The sequence below is a fragment of the Saccharothrix sp. S26 genome (assembly GCF_021390395.1).
In the GTDB taxonomy this organism is placed as follows: domain Bacteria; phylum Actinomycetota; class Actinomycetes; order Mycobacteriales; family Pseudonocardiaceae; genus Actinosynnema.
In genome coordinates, this window is sequence record NZ_JAJUWT010000005.1 from 119897 (window position 1) to 138144 (window position 18248).

General features: G+C 72.4%; 10 protein-coding genes. 5 read left to right on the plus strand and 5 right to left on the minus strand.

Annotation, left to right across the window (positions count from 1 at the left end; translation table 11 throughout):
- Window positions 1–35 precede the first annotated feature (35 nt).
- Together LZG04_RS09545 and LZG04_RS09550 are read right to left on the minus strand one after the other, a co-directional pair.
- Window positions 36–527: an SMI1/KNR4 family protein gene (locus LZG04_RS09545; protein ID WP_233815394.1), complete on the minus strand. Its 492-nt coding sequence runs from the start codon at window positions 525–527 to the stop codon at window positions 36–38.
- A complete protein-coding gene (locus LZG04_RS09550) occupies window positions 520–9789 on the minus strand; it encodes a DNRLRE domain-containing protein (protein WP_233815395.1) in 9270 nt (3089 codons plus the stop codon). The genes LZG04_RS09545 and LZG04_RS09550 overlap by 8 nt, the downstream gene beginning before the upstream one ends.
- Before the next feature lie 212 nt (window positions 9790–10001).
- Here LZG04_RS09550 and LZG04_RS09555 point away from each other — a divergent pair, with 212 nt between their 5' ends.
- The 3 genes from LZG04_RS09555 (at window position 10002) to LZG04_RS09565 (ending at window position 13296) form a co-directional block, all read left to right on the plus strand.
- Complete coding sequence (locus LZG04_RS09555; RefSeq protein WP_233815396.1) at window positions 10002–11966, plus strand: tachylectin-related carbohydrate-binding protein; 1965 nt, start codon at window positions 10002–10004, stop codon at window positions 11964–11966.
- A gap of 116 nt (window positions 11967–12082) precedes the next feature.
- On the plus strand, window positions 12083–12709 hold the full coding sequence (locus LZG04_RS09560; RefSeq protein WP_233815397.1) for a ClpP family protease: 627 nt from the start codon (window positions 12083–12085) through the stop codon (window positions 12707–12709).
- A complete protein-coding gene (locus LZG04_RS09565; protein WP_233815398.1) occupies window positions 12706–13296 on the plus strand; it encodes a ClpP family protease in 591 nt (196 codons plus the stop codon). Before LZG04_RS09560 ends, LZG04_RS09565 begins: the two co-directional genes overlap by 4 nt.
- A gap of 4 nt (window positions 13297–13300) precedes the next feature.
- Here LZG04_RS09565 and LZG04_RS09570 read toward each other — a convergent pair whose 3' ends face one another.
- Complete coding sequence (locus LZG04_RS09570; RefSeq protein ID WP_233815399.1) at window positions 13301–13648, minus strand: helix-turn-helix domain-containing protein; 348 nt, start codon at window positions 13646–13648, stop codon at window positions 13301–13303.
- Between the two features lie 62 nt (window positions 13649–13710).
- A complete protein-coding gene (locus LZG04_RS09575; RefSeq protein WP_233815400.1) occupies window positions 13711–14610 on the minus strand; it encodes a DMT family transporter in 900 nt (299 codons plus the stop codon).
- A 73-nt stretch (window positions 14611–14683) separates the two neighbouring features.
- Between LZG04_RS09575 and LZG04_RS09580 the strand changes: the two genes are divergently transcribed.
- Complete coding sequence (locus tag LZG04_RS09580) at window positions 14684–15595, plus strand: LysR substrate-binding domain-containing protein (RefSeq protein ID WP_233815401.1); 912 nt, start codon at window positions 14684–14686, stop codon at window positions 15593–15595.
- Between the two features lie 12 nt (window positions 15596–15607).
- Here LZG04_RS09580 and LZG04_RS09585 read toward each other — a convergent pair whose 3' ends face one another.
- On the minus strand, window positions 15608–16294 hold the full coding sequence (locus LZG04_RS09585) for an alpha/beta fold hydrolase (protein ID WP_233815402.1): 687 nt from the start codon (window positions 16292–16294) through the stop codon (window positions 15608–15610).
- 294 nt (window positions 16295–16588) lie between these two features.
- Here LZG04_RS09585 and abc-f point away from each other — a divergent pair, with 294 nt between their 5' ends.
- On the plus strand, window positions 16589–18217 hold the full coding sequence (gene abc-f, locus LZG04_RS09590; RefSeq protein ID WP_233815404.1) for a ribosomal protection-like ABC-F family protein: 1629 nt from the start codon (window positions 16589–16591) through the stop codon (window positions 18215–18217).
- Window positions 18218–18248: the final 31 nt, after the last annotated feature.

Sequence of the window (18248 nt, forward strand, 5' to 3'; positions counted from 1 at the left end):
CGACAAGTCGCCGTACGGGGTGGTGGTCGCCTCGGTCAGGAGGGGTACCGGTCGCCGTGGAGCCGCAACCCCGACACCGCGGATGCCCCCTCGGCCTCGCGCCACAGGTACTCGATGAGCGTCGCGCCCACCACGACCGGTTCCTCATCGCCCTCGGTGTAGAGGAAGACCTCGCCCGGGTGGTCCCGGTCGAAGAAGTAGAACTGGTAACCCTGGTGCATCGCGAAGAAGAACCGGCCCTCCGTGCGCAGGTCCGGTGCGGCGTCGGCGATGAACTCCGCCGTCGCCGCGGGCACCCGCAGCACGTCCGGGTAGAAGAAGGTGGTGCCCAGGAGCAACCGCCCGGCTTCCCGGCCGAGCCTGCGCAGGAACGCGAGGTAGTGCTCCGGCAGGGGGAAGCCGTTCGCCGACTCGACCACCTGGGCGACATCGTCCTCGCCGCACCCACGCAGCTGGTGCGGGTAGGCCAGCTTCATCTCCACCAGCGCGGTGGCGAACTCCTCGACGTCCACCGTCGGCTCACCCATACGTCATGACCACCTTGATGCCGGTAGCTTCCTCGAACTGGCGCCCAACGCTGACGCACGCGGCGCAGTTCTCGGTCGCGTGGTCCGCGTGGATCCTAATCGTCCCCGTCGCGCCGGGCGGGAGATCCTTGGCGAGCTGCTCGAGGATCTTGTACTCGGCGTCGTACGGGCGCACGACGGCTCCCGCCTGCGGGGTGAACCGCGGGTTGTCGGGTGCACCGACGGTGCCCTCTTTGGACTTCGCGCCGCTGTGCGCGATCAGCCTGCCCTCTTCCCCGTTGATCTCGAACCTGGCGACCGCGACGGTGGCATCAGAGCGGACCGTCCGCCCGGTTCTGGCCAGTTCCGCACGCACCTCCCGTACCTCGGCCGCGCCGTCCCAGTCTTTCAGCCACTTCGGCATGCCGCCCTTGCCCACGAGCTTGCCCAGCTTCGGCAGCTTGGCCACCAGACCGCCGCCGCCGACGATCTCCACCGCGGCCCACAGGCTGCGGCCGATGGCCCGTCCGTAGTTGCCCTGCGCCAGCTCGTCCTCGGTGGGCTTGGTGATGGCACCCCAGAGCGCCCAGGCGGAACCGAGGGGATCGCTGAGGATCGATTGGGCCGTGCTCGCCGCTCCGAGACCGCATTCCAACAGATCTCCGACGCACTCCCGAGCCGAGTCGTACGCCGCCACGGCGCTGTCCTTCGCCGCCTCGCCGAACCCCATCACGACCCCGCCGGCCTGGCAGACCCACGTCCAGGCCCAGCAGTCCGAGCTCGACTGCTGCGTCAGCCAGGCCGGCGACTGCAACGTCGCCGACACGTTCTGGATCACGGAGCCGTTCTGCTCCAGCAGGTTCGCGTACACCGCCGAGTACGAGCTGTTCACGTCATCGACCGGGTTGGCGTAGACGGCCACTTGTTGGGAAGCGACGTTCGGGGACGACGACACCGGCGGGGTGTTGTCGGTGCCGTACAGCGGTTGGGTCAGGGCCTGGGGCACGGGCAGCGGGTTCTTGCTCCCGAACTCCTTGGCCTGCTGGCGGGCGATGTCGGTCGGGCTGGGGCCGGCCTGGGCCGAGCCGCCCGGCTTGCCGCCACCGGGCTTGCCGCTGCCACCCGGCTTCACGGTCCCACCGACCTGCGACGTCTGCCCCGGCGGCGGTGGTGTGTAGCCCTGCGACGGTGAGTCGCCGTCGGGCTTCATCCCGCACCGCGAGCAGGGCGAGAACCGCTCCGGCTGCGGGGCGGGCCCTGCCTTCCCGGCCACGTAGGACGAGCCGACGGCGATGCCGACGACAGCGGCCACCACGCCGACGATGAGCCACGGGAAGTGACCGTCCGGGTCGGCGTAGTCCAGAGGTGAGCCCAGGCCGTAGGCGTAGCGGTTGGACAGGCCGGACGGGGAGCTGGACAGCGGGTAGTCGTCGCGGGAGGCGAAGGTGCCGCTGCCCGGGCTGTACCAGCGAGCGGTCATGTTGACCTGGCCCGAGTCCGGGTCGGTCCAGTCGCCCTGGAAGCCGATGGACTGCTTGGTGCCCGTGGTGGCGACCGGGCGGCCGAACGGGTCGAAGGTCGCGGTGTCCGCGGGCGCGGTCATCGGGCCGGTCGGGTCCAGCGTGGCGACCAGGTCGCCGTGCCGGTCGCTCACGGTCAGGCGTTCGACCTCGCCCCGGCCGATGGCCAGCAGTTGGTCGCCCCCGCCGCGCGAGTAGGTCGACGTGCCGTCGGAGACCAGTTCGTTGGACCGGCCGCCGTAGGTGAAGACCTGGCCGTTGCGGGTGGCAACGCGGTCGAGGCCGTCGTAGGCGTAGTTCCGCGCGCCCTGCCGGGTCATGCGGTCGAACGCGTCGAAGGAGAACGTCTCGCCGCCCGCCTTCGACGCCAGGGTGCCCCGCGCGCTGTGGGTGTAGGACTGCGAGCCCTCGGTCAGCAGGCGGTTGCGCTCGTCGTAGGTGGACGTCTGGTCGCCCGCCTTCATGCGGTTGCCCGCCGCGTCCCACTCGTAGGCGACCGTGCCGGTGGGCGAGGTCCACGACGTGAGCCGGTTCGCGTGGTCGTAGCCGTAGGTGTTCGCGCCGGCCGGGGTGGTCTTGGCGGTCAGCCGGTTCTTCTTGTCGTAGCCGTAGGTGGTCTGGCGGCCGGCGACGGTGTCGGACGCGAGGCGGCCGGCGTCGTCGTAGCCGAACACCCGCTCGCGCCCCGCGCCGTACCCGATCTTCTCCAGTTGGTCGGCGGCGTTGTAGCCGTAGGTCTGGGTCAGGCCGGTCAGGCCGTCGGTGACGGTCGCCGGACGTCCCTTGTCGTAGGTCGTCACGGTGGTGCCCGACGCGTCGGTGCGGGAGGTGGGCAGGCCGTCCGCGTCGTACTGGCGCGTCGACGCGCCACCGGGCCCGGCCGCGGTGAGCAGCGCGCCGCGGTCGTTGTAGGTGAAGGTGTTCTCGCCGCCGACGCCCTGCACGCCGACCAGGCGGCCCAGCACGTCGTAGCGGAACGCGCGGTCGGCGGTGGCGGCCTCGGCGCCCGCGCCGGTCTCCAGGGTCAGCCTGCCCAGCGCGTCGAACGTGCGCGCACGCGTGACGCCGCCGGGCGCCCGCAGGCCCACCGCGTCGCCGGCCGCGTTGTAGGTGGTCGTCCACGTCCGGTCCGCCGGGTCCGGGTGGGCCGCGGTGGCGGGCTCGACCACGGACTCGTTCAGACCCAGTGCGTTCACCGTGTAGACGGTCTTGTTGCCGCGACCGTCGGTGAACCGGGTGGTGTGGCCCGCCGCGTCGTAGCCGAACGTGGTGGTGATCGCCTGCCCGTCGGCGACCGGCTCGACCTGCCGCACGAGCCGTCCGAGGGCGTCACGGGTGTAGGTGGTCTGCCGGTTCAACGGGTCGGTGGACGTGACGAGGTTGTCGTCGGCGTCGTAGCCGAACGAGCTGCGGCCGATCAGCGTGCCGCTCGCGCCGAGCTGCCGGGTGGACGTGAGCCGGCCCGCGGTGTCGTAACCGGACCGGGAGGTGCGGCCGAGCGCGTCGGAGACGCGGACCACCCGACCCGTCAGGTCGTAGCCGTACTGCGTGGTCACGCCCGCCGCCGTGGTGGAGCGGACCACCTGCCCGAGCACGTCGTACTCCAGCGTCGCCGCGTTGCGCCCCGGCGAGGTGACCTTGACCGGCCGCCCGGCGTCGTCGTACTCGTAGTCGCTGGTCAGCGTGGTCGCCGGGTACCGCTCCAGCACGCTGGAGGTGATCCGGCGGCCGAAGCCGTCGTAGGTGGACTCGGTGCGCCCGCCGGACGGGTCCACCGTGGACAGCGGCTCGCCGGTGCGGGTGTAGGTGTGCAGCCACGAGCCGGCGGACTCGGTGGGCGCGTCGGCCTTCGGCTGGGTCCGCTCGACCAGGCGGTCGAGCTGGTCGTAGCGGAACCGCGTGACCGCGCCACGGGGGTCGGTGGTGCGGACCACGTTGCCCACCGGGTCGTAGGCGATCTCGCTGGAGGCGGTGATCGCCGTGGTCTGGCCCGGCGGCGTGTAGCCGGGGCTGTGGGCGCGCACCACGCGGCCGAGGCGGTCGACCTCGAACCGGGTGACGTTGCCGTTGGCGTCACGCGACTCGGTGACCTGGCCGAACGCGTTGTACCCGGTCTTGGACTCCGGACGGGTGACGACCGGGTCGCCGCCGCCGGACTCCACCGCCACCGGCGGCTGCTGGACGCCGACCAGCCGGCTGGCCGCGTCGTAGCTGAACGAGGTGGTGTACGCGGCCGGGTCGGCGCCGGTCTCGTTGCCGCGCGGCGAGGTCACCGACGTGATCAGGCCGCGCTGGTCGTAGCCGTACCTGGTGACCAGCGAGGAGGTGCCCAGCCGGGTGGCCTCGCCGGTGCGGCGGCCCGCGATGTCGTAGGTGTAGTCGACGACCTCGGCCTCGCCGCTGCCGGTGGTGCCGGTGTTGGAGTCGTTGCCGGTGCGGGTGACCCGCTTGACCTTGCCGTTGCGGTCGTACTCCAGCGCCGTGCGCCGGTTGAGCCCGGTCGGGTCGGCGGTGGACGCGGTCCGGCGGCCCACCGCGTCGTACTCATAGGTCGTCACCAGGCCGCCGGCCACGCGCTGCTCGGTCAGGTTGCCGGCGGCGTCGTAGGTGTTGCGCTCGAGCTCGATCTGGGGCTTGGTGCCGCCGGGCGGTGCGTAGCCGAGGATCTTGCGCGAGCGGAGCAGGTCGTCGTCGTAGTACTCGCGGACCTCGGTGCGCTGCATGGCGTCGGTGGTGCGCACCAGCCTGCCCGCGCCGTCGTAGGTGCGGGACTCCAGCACGAGGTAGCCGTCCGGCAGGGCCGGCGCGCCTTCGGGGTCGCCGTTCCAGCCGCGCAGGCGCACCTCCGACAGCGCGTTGCGGGCGGTGTAGGCGAACTCGTGGCGCACGCCGTTGGCGTTGACGGTCCAGGTGACGTTGCCGAACGCGTCGTAGCCGTGGCTGGTCTCACCGCCCGCCGGGTCGGTGATCCGCTCGACCCGGCCGTGCCGGTCGTAGGAGACGGTGTTGACGCGGGGCTCGTCGCCCCCGCTGAGGTCGCTGACCTCGATGCGGACCTGGCGGCCGTCGGCGTCGTACTCGACGTCGGTGCGGCGGGTGTGGGTGACGCCGGTGATCGCGTTGACCGTCGGCGGCTCGGTGACGCGGACCACGCGCGACAGCTCGTCGTAGACGTGGGTGGCGGTCACGCCCTGCGGGTGGGCGTCGGAGAACACCTTGGTGGTGAGCAGCCGCCCCACGGCGTCGTAGGTGTGCACGGTCCGCAGCCCGGACGGCGCGCGGACCTCGGCCAGGTCACCGGTGCGGTAGTAGGAGTAGCGGGTCTCGCCGCCCTCGGCGTCGCGGCTGGTCTTGACCAGGCCGGGCGGCTGGTTGCCGCCGTCGAAGCCCGGTTCGCCGCCGTCGGTGTAGGTGTGGGACACCACGCCGCCGTCCGCGGTGGTCTGCGAGACCAGGTCGCCGCGCGTGGTGTAGGCGTAGGCGGTGCGATAGCGGTTGTCGGTCGGGCCCGACGAGCGGGCGTCGCGGTGTTCGAGCAGGCGGTCGTTGCGGGGGTCGGTGGCGTCGTTGGGGTTCAGGTAGTAGCTGTAGTGCGCGGTCTGGCAGTTGCCGATGGCGCGGCAGGTCTTGCGGGACTTGACGTTGCCGCGGTCGTCGTGGGCCAGCACGATCTGCCGGCCGGTCTCGTCGGTGATCGTGGTCTGGAAGCCGGACTCGTCGTAGCCGAAGGTGCGCACGCCCTGGAACTCGACGTCGACGAACCCGCCGCCACCGCCGATGGGGACGTCGCAGAAGCTGCCGCCCGGCACCGGCGCGCACGTCGTCGTGGTGGTGGGTGGCGCGGTGGTGTCGGGCGGGGTGTCCTCGGACCTGGTGGAGATGCCCAACGGTGAGAGCTGGCGCAGGACGCGGCCGCGCAGCGGGTCGAAGTCGTAGAAGTGGTTGCGGTTGCCCGGGTCGGTCACCCGCACGGTGCGCACCAGGTTGGTGTCGTTGCCGGTGATGACCGGTGTGCCGAACTTCCAGGTGCCGCCGTCGCCGTCGAGGTACTCGACCACGCGGTCCTGCGCGGTGTCGTAGCGCAGCTCGGCCGCGACCCGCCCGGTCGGCAGCGTCACCTTGGCGACCTGGTCGGCGGCGGCGCGGGCGGCGTGGTGCGCGCGGACCTGGTCGAGGCCCAGCGGTTGCGCGTAGACGGCCGCCTCGTCGATGTCGCCCTGGAAGAACCACTTCGACCCGGTGCTCCAGGCGGGCCAGTCCGCGGCCGGGCTGAACGAGATGCCCGCGCCGAGCTGGCCGTGGGTGAGGTCGAGGTTGTTCACGACGCCGGCCAGGTCGCCGACCTTCGCGCCGTCGAGGTACAGCGCCTGCGAGCCGACCTGCGCCGACAGCACCACGTGGTGCCACTGGCCGTCGTTGACCGCCCCCGCGGTGGTGATGGGCGGGATCCGGGTGGTGCGGTCGGTCCAGAACTGGCCGCGCAGCTTGCCGTCGGTGCCCACGTAGAGCACGGGGACGGTGGCGGTGTGGCCGGTCTGGTCGAAGGCCTTGTTCTGGAACGCGGCCAGCGGACCGGAACCGGTGGTGCGGAACCACAGCTCCAGGCTGGCGTTGCGGTTCTTGCTGATCGCGTGGTCGGGCAGGGTGAGGCGCGACTTCACCCCGTCGAACCCGGCGGCCGTGTCGGCGGACCCGGCGAGCGCGCCGGGCCTGCTCTGCTGGACGTCGACGTAGGTGCCGAAGTCCTTGCCCACGTTGACGCCGACCTGGCTGGCGGCCTTGCCGCCGGTGTCGCCCAGCGGCCAGTACGACGACGGCCGGCTGTCCAGCACCGCGGTGCGGTAGTGCGAACCGGTGGTGTGGTCGTAGGTCGCGCACCCGTTGCGCGGGTCGCAGACCTTGGTCAGCTTGTCGCCGTCGTAGGTGTAGCGCCACGTCGGCGTGGTGCCGTTGACCGGGTTCGTGCTGACGGCGGTGACGTGCGCGCCGGTCCAGGTGAACGTCAGGTAGCGGCCGGTGACCGGGCTGCGGGCCTGGCTCAGCTTGCCCGCGGTGTCGTAGACCAGCTCGACCGAGCGCAGCGCGTTGTCGGTGATGCGGGTGAGCTTGCCGTCGGCGCGGAAGTGGTAACCGGTGGCGTTCTTGTCCACCAGCGTCCAGCCGTTGTCGGCGTTGCGGAACAGCGTGGCGTACCGGCCGGGCGGCGGGGCGTAGGTGCCGTCGCCGTGGTGGCCGAAGCGGACCTGCCCGCCGTCGGGGTAGGTGACGACGACGTTGCCGGTGCCGTCCTGGTCCTGCACCGCGCGCATGTCGAACTGGCTGGTCCAGCCCGTGCCGAACAGCAGGTCACGGCGCGGGTCGAGGCTGTTGTAGGTGCGGGTCACCGTCAGCGGCGGCCCGGTGTTGCCCACGGAGGCGTCGATGGCGCTGGTGCGGTAGTTGGCGACCTGGGCGTCCACGTCGCCGGCCTTGCCGCTGTAGGGGGCGTTGCCCAGGTGCGCGGTGATCTCCGGCTGCGGCACCGCGGTCAACAGGGCGCTGGCCTGCACCGGCGCGCTCTCCGCGCCACCGGAGTCCTTCACGTACGCGTTCCACTGGTAGGTCTTGCTCCACCGCAACGACCCGGCCGGGACCGTCCACGACGGACTGGCCTGGTAACCGGAGTCCACACAGGACGTCGTGTTGGCCTTGTCGCACACGACGAACCGGTAGGACAGGCCCGCGCCGCCGTTGTCGATGTCGAGGCCGTTGGCCCACAACGTCGGCGTCAACGTCGGCGTCGAGTAGCCGTTGGGCGGGTACTGGGCGCGCAGCACCGGCGGCACGTTCTTCATCTCCAGCACCAGCGCCGCGGGCGCGATCTGCTCGTCCACGAAGTAGGCGTGGCCCTTGCGGTGCATGCTGAACTCGAACGTGTATTGCCCCCAGTCCGCCGGCGGCAGGATCGACGCCTCCAACGACACCGAGTGCCCGCGCGGCACCTCGTTCGGCAGGAACGCGGAGTCGTTGACCTGCACCATCGGCGCGCCGTTGGCCGAGAACTGCCGGTAGGACAGCACGTACTCGCCCGGCGTCCACGTCGTCGCGCCGTGGTTGGTCACCGTGATGCCGACCTTGCCCGGCTGGCCGCCCTTGAGCAGCGGCGGCTGCGGCGTGGGCCGGTCGATCCGGTAGGACGCGTCGTAGGGGGTGTGGGTGATGAACAGGCGCGGCTTGTTCGCCGTGCCGTGGCCGTAGAACTTCTTCCAGCCGAACTGGTCGCTCTCCGACGCCCGCACCGTCAGGCCGTAGTTGGCCTGCTGACCGCTCACCCACCGCTGCACCAGGTCGCGCCCCTTGGCACCCAACTGGATGCCGGCCGTGGCCTGCGGGCAGTTCGACCGCGTCTGCCCCGGCGCGATGTAGCCGTAGGCGAACGAGGAACTCTCCAGCTCCTCCCCGTAGGACGGACCCGGGAACGTGTGCCCGCCGCTCGCCGTCCACGGCACCGTGACCGGGTGCACGGTCACCGGCCGGGGGTTGCAGGAGTAGGAGTGGAAGTTGGTCAGCGCCAACGACGCGCCGAAGATCTTGTGGTGGGCCAACGAGTTCTCGATGCCGGGGAACGACAGGTAGCTCGCCGTGTGGATGGTCACGCTGCCGTCGCGGACGGTGCCCACGCGCAGTTCCTGCCCGGCGGCGTTGCTGAAGTTCTGGTTGTTGCTCTGCCGCTGCACGTACATGCTCGCCGGTGACTCCACCGTGGTCACCGTCGGGTCCACCAGCACCGGGTAGCGCCGCGCCGGGTCGGCCAGCCAGTCGCGGTCCAGGTGGACCCGCAGCACGCCGTCCACCAGCTCGTAGCGCACGCCCGCCGAGTACGCCGGACCCGCCGGGCCGTCGTGGGAGTCCTCCATGTGCCCGGCCGGGATCACCCCGCGCCGCTCGCCCGCCGCGTCGACCAGCTCGACCCCGCCGTCGACCAGCTTCGCGGTCAAGCCCTCGAGGTGCAACGGGAAGTCGAACGAGCGGGGTGTGTCCGCCGAGTGCAGGACCAGCGTCTCCTTGATCCCGCCGGACTGGAGGTCCAACCGCAGGTCCACGTTCGGCCGCACCGCCGGGTACGTGACCCGCGAGCCCTCCGCCTGGCCGGTGCCGCGTGCCGCGTCCTTGAGCGAGAACCCGAAAACGGCCTTGTCCCCCAACGCCATCCGCACCAACGGCGAGGCGTCGGCGGTGTTCGCCAGCCGCACGTCCACGCGGTCGGACTTGTTGCGCCACCCGTCGCCGTCGGGCACCGCGGTCGGGTCCACCGGCGTCCACGAACCGTCCGGACCCCGGTGGTACAAGGGATCCTGGCTCACCTCGGTGGTCAACGTGCCGTCACCGTTGGCGAAGGTCCGCGACCGGTCGGTGCGGCGCTCCACCAACTCGCGGCTGGAACCTTCCTCGAAGCCCCGCACCTGCCGGGGCTCGGGCTCGGCGACCCGGACCTCGTTGGTCGGCGGGTTCGGCTCCGCCTGCCCCTCGATCTTCGGGAACTGCGACTGCAACGACACGGGCTCGGCCTTGTTGACCGCCTTGGCGTCCACCGATCCCGGTGCGTCACCCCACTGCTGCGCCGGGCCGTGGCCGGGCAGCGCGGCACCGGACTGCTGCCGTTGGCGCTGCTCCACGAACACGACCGCGAGCGCGGTACCCATCAGGCCGAGGACCAGGGCACCGACGAGCGCCAACGTGAGGCTACGACGGGACAGGCGCAGAGCAGCACGACGTGGTCTCACCACGTGATCCTTCCCCTGAGGGACCGCCCGGAGAGCCCGGTCCCCCTCGGACCGGTGGCGAGCCGGCGCAAGTATGTGGGCCGGATTTCGCGGGCGGCAAGGATTTGTCCCGCCGCAGGACAGCCCGCACTTCGGATCCTTGCGCGCACCGCCCACGGCGCTCATGCTTCGCCCCGGCAGCGACCGGGCTGCCCGACCTCCTTGGGGGAGCGATGCGACACAGACCCGCGCACGGCAGGCTCCTGCCCGCCGTGCTGGCGTTGACCGCCGCGCTGACGGCGACCTCCGCCGTCATCGACCCGATCACCGCGCAGGCGGCCGACTCCCTGCAGTGCCGCACCACGGCGTCGATCTTCACCGTCGTGCCCGACAGCCGGTTGTTCCTGTGGGGCCACCACGAGCCGGAGACCGGCGTGGCGAGCTGGCAGACCGGTCAGGAACTCGGGTCGGGGTGGGGGCAGTCGACGTGGGGCGGTCCCGACGGCCGGATCTACACCGTCAGCGAGACCGGTGAGCTGCACCGGCGCCGGTGGGCGAACGGTGCCTGGGAGGGCGGCGGGCCCAGCGCCTACACCGTGATCGGGACGGGGTTCACCACCTATCGCAATGCGGCTTACCGCAACAAGTTCACCGTCGACTCGCTCGGCCACTTCTACGCCGTCGACCCCAGTGGTTTCCTGCGGTGGCGCAGCTACAACGAGACCACCGGCACCTGGCAGGAGGCCGTGCTCGACGCCGGCTGGGACCAGTACGACATGATCACGGCCGCCGGCAACGGGATCCTCTACGCCCGCACGACCAGCGGCTTCCTGTACCGCTACGAGTACCACGCCGGGTCGCAGCGCCTGTCCGGTTCCACGATGGTCGGCAGCGGCGACTGGGGCGGGTTCGTCAAGATCTTCTCGCCCGGCGGCGACGTGCTGTACGCCGTGCGACCCACCGGGCAGATGCTCTGGTACCGCTACGTCGTCGGTTCCGGGTTGGCCACCGGTTCCGGCCGGGAGATCGGCAACGGCGGGTGGGCGGCCGACCCCGCCACCGTCGCCACGACCGACGACTGCAAGCTGACGACGACGAACGAACCGCAGCGCCCCGCGGTGACCGCGGACCGGGCCGCGCCCGCCGTGTTGGCCAAGACCGGCAACGGCTACCTCCAGTACGGCTACGTCAACACCGAGGGCCGGCTGGTGCACGGCGAGATCCGCGACCTGTACAACGTCAACCCCAACGGGTTCGCCGTGATCCCCGGGTACGCGGGCTTCACCGGCAAGCCGTCGTACGCGGAGAACGAGAACGGGCAGCTCCGCCTCTACGCGCACGGCACGGACGCCGACGCCCGCGGCTCCTTGCAGACCTCCCCCGGCGTGTGGAACGGGTTGTCCTACTTCGCCGGCCGGATGAAGACCAGCCCCCGCCTCGTGCGCACGACCAACGACCTGGTGACGTTCGTGGCGCTGGACGAGCAGGGCTACATCTGGGTCAAGCCGCAGCGGGTGCTCAACGCCTCGATCCACGCCTGGCGCAGGCACACCTACCAGAACCCGTTGCCGGTCGCCCCGGCCGGACCGCTGGAGGCCCGCGCCGACGGCAGCGGCATCCGGCTCACGGCGCTGGGCGTCAACGGCGTGACCTACACCTACTGGATCTCGGCCTCGGCCGAGGTGACCCTGCGCGTGCCGCCGTCGCCGTGGACCTCGCTCGGCAACCCGGCCGGCGCGCTGGCGACGAGCGTGCCGCTGCCCGACGGCGCCGGCGAGGTGTGGTTCACCCGCGCCGACGACGGCCAGGTCTGGACCAAGCGGACGGGTGCCACCGCGTGGACGGTGCTGCCGGCCACGACGCCGCCGGGCGTCACGGCGGTCGGCACGCCCAGCGCGATCATGGCCCCGAACGGCACGCTCCAGGTCGCGGTGCGCGGCTCGGACGGCTTCGTCTACCGCACCGGCCAGGCCAACCCCGGCAGCGGCACGTGGCTGCCGTGGACGGAGATCACGCAGTACGAGTACGAGAGCGCGGTGGACCCCACGCTCTCCCTCGCGGCCGACACGTGGGTAGTCGCCTTCCGCACGCCCGCCGGTGACCCGAAGCTGCGGCGCTTCCAACCCACCACCACCGCCGCCCGCACCGCCGACGCGGCCGGGACGTTCGTCGAGGTCCCGTTGGTCGTGGCGAAGTGACAGCGCGGGTCGGGGTGCCCGGTCCGCCCGGCACCCCGACCCGCCCTGCCGAGGGCTGATCTGCCCACAGCAGCGCGACGCGCGCACGGCACCGGCGAGTCGGCATCGTCGAAGGCATGAGCGACTACGACAAGCCACCCCTGTTCGACCACCGGCTCCGGGAGCGGTTCTTCAGCCGGCGGGTGCTCGTGCTCGACGGACCGCTGGACGACGACAACGGGACCGTGCTGGCCACCCAACTGCTGTCCCTGGCCGCCGAGGACCCCGACAAGGACGTCGCGCTGTGGATCCACTCACCGGGCGGGTCGGTCCCGGCGATGCTGGCGATCCGGGACGTGATGCGGCTCGTGCCGTGCGACGTGGCCACGTTCGCGTTGGGGCTCGCGTGCAGCGCGGGCCAGTTCCTGCTGTCGGCGGGCACGCCCGGCAAGCGCTTCGCCCTGCCCCACGCGAGGATCCTGATGCACCAGGGCTCCGCGGGGATCGGCGGGTCGGCGGTCGAGGTGCAGGTGCAGGCCGACGACCTGCGGCACACCCGCGACACGGTGCTCGGGCTGATCGCGCAGGACACCGGGCAGCCGATCGACCGGATCTTCGCCGACTCGTTGCACGACCGCTGGTTCACCACCGCGCAGGCGCTGGAGTACGGCTTCATCGACCACGTCGTCGACCGCCTCGACCAGGTCGTGCCGGTGCGCGCGCACGAACTCGGCCTCGGCCCGCGGACGGGGGTCCGCGCATGAGCACCTACACGATCCCCAACGTGATCACCCGCAGCGTCAACGGCGAGCGGATCATGGACGTCTACTCGCACCTGCTCGCCGAGCGGATCGTCTACCTCGGCACGGCGATCGACTCCGGCGTGGCCAACGCGCTGATCGCCCAGCTGCTGCACCTGGAGGCGGACAACCCGGACCGCGAGATCAACCTCTACATCAACAGCGAAGGCGGCGACCCGTCGGCGATGCTCGCGCTGTACGACACCATGCGCTACATCAAGGCACCGGTGGCCACGACGTGCGTCGGCCAGGCGGTCGCGGCGGGCGCGGTGCTGCTGGCGGCGGGCCGGCCCGGGCACCGCTTCGTGCTGCCCCACACCAGGGTGGTGCTGCACCAGCCGGCGGCGCAGGGCCGCGGCACGATCCCGGACCTCATCCTGCAAGCCGACGAGGTGGTGCGGGTGCGCGCCCAGTTGGAGGAGATCCTCTCCCTGCACACCGGTCGTGACGTCGAGCAGCTACGGCACGACACCGACCGCGACCGCGTGTTCGACGCGGCGGGCGCGGTCGCGTACGGGCTCGCCGACCACGTCCTGGAGCACCGCGCCTGAGGCGTCAGGCGGCCATGAGCACGGGTCCCGCCGGACGTCGCCCGACCGCGGGACCCGCGCCGGGCCGCCGCCGCACGTCGCCCGCGATGTCGGCGAGCAGGTCGCCGAGCCCGACGCCGAGCGCGCCGGTCACCGCCGCGATCATCTCGCTGGACGGCTCCTTGCGCCCGCGTTCGATCTCCGACAGGTACTGCGGCGAGATGCCCGCCCGTTCGGCGACGTCGACCAGGCGGCTGCCGCGCTCCTCGCGGGCCGCGCGCAGGCTGCGGCCCAGGACCTCGCGCCACAGCGGTTCCGGCTCGGGGTCGGGGGTGCGGGCGCGGGTGCGGTCGAAGGGGAGGACGTCGGCCATGCCGCCATCCTGACGCACGTCGGCCGGCCGTGGGCAGCGGTTCCGCTCCGAGCGGAACCCGGTCACCGGCGCGATCCGACGCTGACGAAGGCGACGGCGGCGAGCACCACGAGGCAGCCGACGAGCTGCGGCGCGCTCGGCCGCTCGTGCAGCAGCACCACACCCATGAGGATCGCGCCGACCGGTTGCAGCAGCATCATCGTCGCGCCCGTGGCGCTGGACAGCCGGGGCAGCGCCGTGGAGATCAGCAGCCAGCCCACGATCTGCCCGATCAGCGCCAGCGCGACCAGCCAGCCCAGCGCGGGCCACCCCGGTGACAGGTCCAGCCGGTCGGTCGGCACGCCGATCGCCACCGCGACCACCCCCGCAGACGCGGTGGCCAGCAACAACGTGTGGTCGCGCGCGCCGGGGCCCGTGCTGCGCCGCATCAGCACCAGGTAGGCGGCGAACCCCACGCCCGCGCCCAGCGCGAGCACCGCGCCCAGGACCGGGTCGGGCCCGAACGCGGGCGTGCCCGCCAGACCACCCGCGAGCACGATCCCGCCCAGCAGCACGGGTGCGGCGTACAGGAACCGGTTCGAGGGCCGCTCCCGGAACAGCAGGTACGCCACCGCGGGCACGATCACCACCTGCACGGACAGCAGCACGGTCGCGATGCCCGCGCCGACCAGCCCGATCGCGTCGCCCCACAGCACGAAGTCCACGCCGAGCCCGACGCCCGCCAGCAGCGGCAGCAGCACGCGCCGCCGCGTCGTGCCCCGACGGCGTTCCCACCACACCAGGACGGCCAGCACGGGCAGCGAGAACAGGCAGCGCCAGAACGCGCTCGTGCTGCCGGTCGTGCCGGACACCTTGATGAACACCGACGACAACGCGATGCAGAAGCTGCCCGCCAGGGCGAGCAGCGCCGGGTTGACCCTCGTGGCGGCGGGCGGCGCGGGACGGAGTGCGGTCGTGGTCACCGATCCACCCTCGGTGCTGCGACCATCAAGGACAAGCGAATGTTCGTGAGCGGAACCCGGTAGCATCGCTGATGTGTTCGGCTTGGAGCGGATGCGTGCCCTGCACGCCGTGGCGACCCACGGGACGGTCGCGGCGGCGGCGACGGCGCTGCACGTGACGCCGTCCGGCGTGTCGCAGCAGTTGGCGAAGCTGGAACGGGAGGCCGGGCAGCGCCTGCTGGAACCCCACGGCCGCACGGTCCGCCTCACCACCGCCGGGCACGTGCTGGCGGGTCACGCGGCGGCGATCCTGGCCCGGGTCGAGCAGGCCAGGTCCGACCTGGAGCTGCTGCGCGAGGACGTCACCGGTCCCCTGCGCGTCGGCGCCATCCCCACCACCGTGCACGCCCTGTTGCCGCCCGTGCTCGCCACGCTGCGCGCCCAGCACCCCGGCCTGGACGTGACCCTGCACGAGGGCGAGGCCGAGGAGACCCTGCCGCTGGTGGTCGACGGCAGGCTGGACGTGGCGGTGCTGGAGAGCTGGGAGCATCGGCCCACCACCGTGCCGCCGTCGACGTCGCGGACCACGCTGCTGTCCGACGTCGCCGACCTCGCCCTGCCCGCGGGCCACCGCCTGGCGCACCGCAAGGTCGTCGACCTGGCCGAGGTGGACGACCTGCCGTGGATCGCCTGGAGCGCCGGGTCGAGCTGCCACGACTGGCTCACGCACGTGCTGCGGCAGGAGGGCGTGGGCACGCGGGTCAGCTGCACCGTCGGCAGCTACCCGACGCAGCTGGCCCTGGTGGCGGGCAACGTGGGCGTGGCCGCGATCCCCCGCCTCGGCCGCGACTCCGTGCCCGAGGGTGTGCGGTTCGTCGCCACCCGCCCGGCCCTCAACCGCACGATCTACGCCGTCAACCGCGCCGAGGACGACGACCGGGGCGCGATCAGGGCGTGCGTGGACGCGTTGACCGCGGCGGCGTCCCGGTTCCACCACCTCGCGTGACGGTCGGCCGGGTCAGGACCCGGTGGCGGCGGCCGCGACGAGGTGGGCCAGCTCGACCGGCCGGGTGATCATCGGCCAGTGGCCCGAGTCGAGGTCGACGTAGTCGACGTGCCGGGCCTCGGCCAGCTCCGGCACCTCGCCCGCGTCGATCCACCCCTTGGCCTGGGCCGGGCTGTACTCGGGGCACACCAGCAGGACGGGCACGGCGAAGCGGCGGTCGTCGGTCAGCCGCACCACGCCCCGCGCCACCCCTTCGGGGACAGCGATCGCGGCGTCCGCGAAGGCGCGCTTGGCGTCGTCGTCCAGGTCGGCGGAGTCGGGCCCGTCGAACGGTGCCCAGCCGGGGAACGGCATGACGCCGTCGCGCACCTCGAAGAAGTCGGCGTACGGCGTGCCGTCGCGCGCCGGGAAGCCGCCGACGAGCACCAGCCCGGCGACCCGGTCCGGTCGGGCGTCGGCGGCCAGCCACGCCAGCGTGCACGCGGCGGAGTGGCCCACCACCAGCACCTCGCCGGGTGACGCGTCCACGGCGGCGAGCACGACGGCCACCTGGTCGTCCAGCGTGGCGGACGCGTCGCCGTCGCCCTGGCCCGGCAGGGTGAGCGGCACGGGGCGGTGGCCGAGCGCCTCCAGCGCGGGCACGACGTCGTCCCACGCGGAGCCGTCGAGCCAGAGGCCGGCGATGAGCAGGATGTCCACGGTGAGGTCTTCCTCCGGGTCGGGTGCGGTCTGGTCGGCGCACGGTATGCCCGCATCCGGACGATCCGCGTCCGGTTCGCCTCGCCGCCACCCGGCGCACCCGGATGATCCGCGCCTGCTATCGTGGGGTGGCGGATAGCCGCTCAAGGGAGACTCGACGTGATTGGTGAAGACGACATCTCCGGGTGAGCCCCGGATGTGATCGGTCACCGGCGTGTGCCGTGGCCGGCTGAGTCGTCCACCTTTCCGCTGCTGCGCGCCGTCGTGCCGCACCGCACCCGAGGTCTTTCACCCATGTCCGAAACCTGCGTCGTCGTGTCCGGTCTGTCCTTCTCCTGGCCCGACGACACCCCCGTGTTCGACGGGCTGTCCTTCACCGTCCCGAGCGGCCGCACCGGGCTCGTCGCGCCCAACGGAGCCGGCAAGACGACCCTGCTCAAGCTGATCGCGGGCGAGCTGCGGCCCTCGGCGGGCAGCGTCACCGTCGACGGCGTGCTCGGCTACCTGCCCCAGGACCTGCCGTTGAGCGGCGAACCGACCGTCGCCGAGGTGCTGGGCATCGCCCCGGTCCTGCGCGCCCTGGCGGCCGTCGAGTCCGGTGACGTCGACGAGGAGCACTTCACCACCATCGGCAACGACTGGGACGTCGAGGAGCGCACCCGCGCCCAGCTCGACCGGCTGGGCCTGGGCGACCTGGCCCTGGACCGCCGCCTGCACACGCTCAGCGGCGGCCAGGTCGTCTCCCTCGGCCTGGCCGCGCAGTTGCTCAAGCGGCCGGACGTGCTGCTGCTGGACGAGCCGACCAACAACCTGGACCTCGACGCGCGCGGCAGGCTCTACGCCGTGCTGGACGACTGGCCGGGCTGCCTGCTCGTGGTCAGCCACGACCGCGCCCTGCTCGACCGGGTGGACCGCGTCGCCGAGATCGAGGGCGGCCAAGTGCGCTACTACGGCGGCAACTTCACCGAGTACGAACGCGCGGTCGAGGCGGCGCGGGAGGTCGCCGAGAAGAACGTCCGCAGCGTCGAGCAGGAGCTCAAGCGCGAGAAGCGGGAGATGCAGCAGGCCCGGGAACGCGCCGCGCGCCGGGCGAGCACCGCGGCGCGCAACCTGGGCAACGCGGGGCTGCCGCGGATCTTCGCCGGGACCATGAAGCGCAACGCGCAGGAGTCGGCGGGCAAGGCGAGCGGCACGCACGCGGCACGGGTGAGCGCGGCCAAGGCCAAGCTGGACGAGGCCGAGCGCGCGTTGCGCGACGACCAGAAGATCGTGCTGGAGCTGCCGCAGACCGCCGTGCCCGCCGGGCGCACGCTGTTCCTGGGCGAACGCCTGCGGGCGAGCTACGGCGACCGGGAGCTGTTCGCGGGCGAGGGCGCGGACCTGGCGATCCGGGGCCCCGAGCGGATCGCGCTCACCGGCGGCAACGGCGTCGGCAAGTCCACCCTGCTGCGGATCATCCACGGCGACCGGGAACCCGACGGCGGCGACGTCAAGCGGGCCGACGGCCGCATCGCCTACCTGTCCCAGCGGCTGGACCTGCTCGACGCCACCCTCACCGTCGCCGAGAACCTGGCCGCGTCCGCCCCGACGATGCCGCCCGCGGACCGGATGAACCTGCTGGCCCGCTTCCTGTTCCGCGGCGCGCGGGCACACCTCCCGGTCGGCGTCCTGTCCGGCGGGGAACGGCTGCGCGCGACCCTGGCGTGCGTCCTGTTCGCCGAACCCGCGCCCCAACTGCTGCTGCTGGACGAGCCGACGAACAACCTCGACCTGGTCAGCGCCGGGCAGCTGGAGCGGGCGCTCAACGCCTACCGCGGCGCGTTCGTCGTCGTGAGCCACGACGAGCGGTTCCTGGCCGAGATCAACATCGACCGCCGCCTCCGCCTGGAAGACGGCCGGCTGCGGGAGACCTCCACGACCTGACGCGGCCCGCCTGGTACGCGTTCGGGGTCGA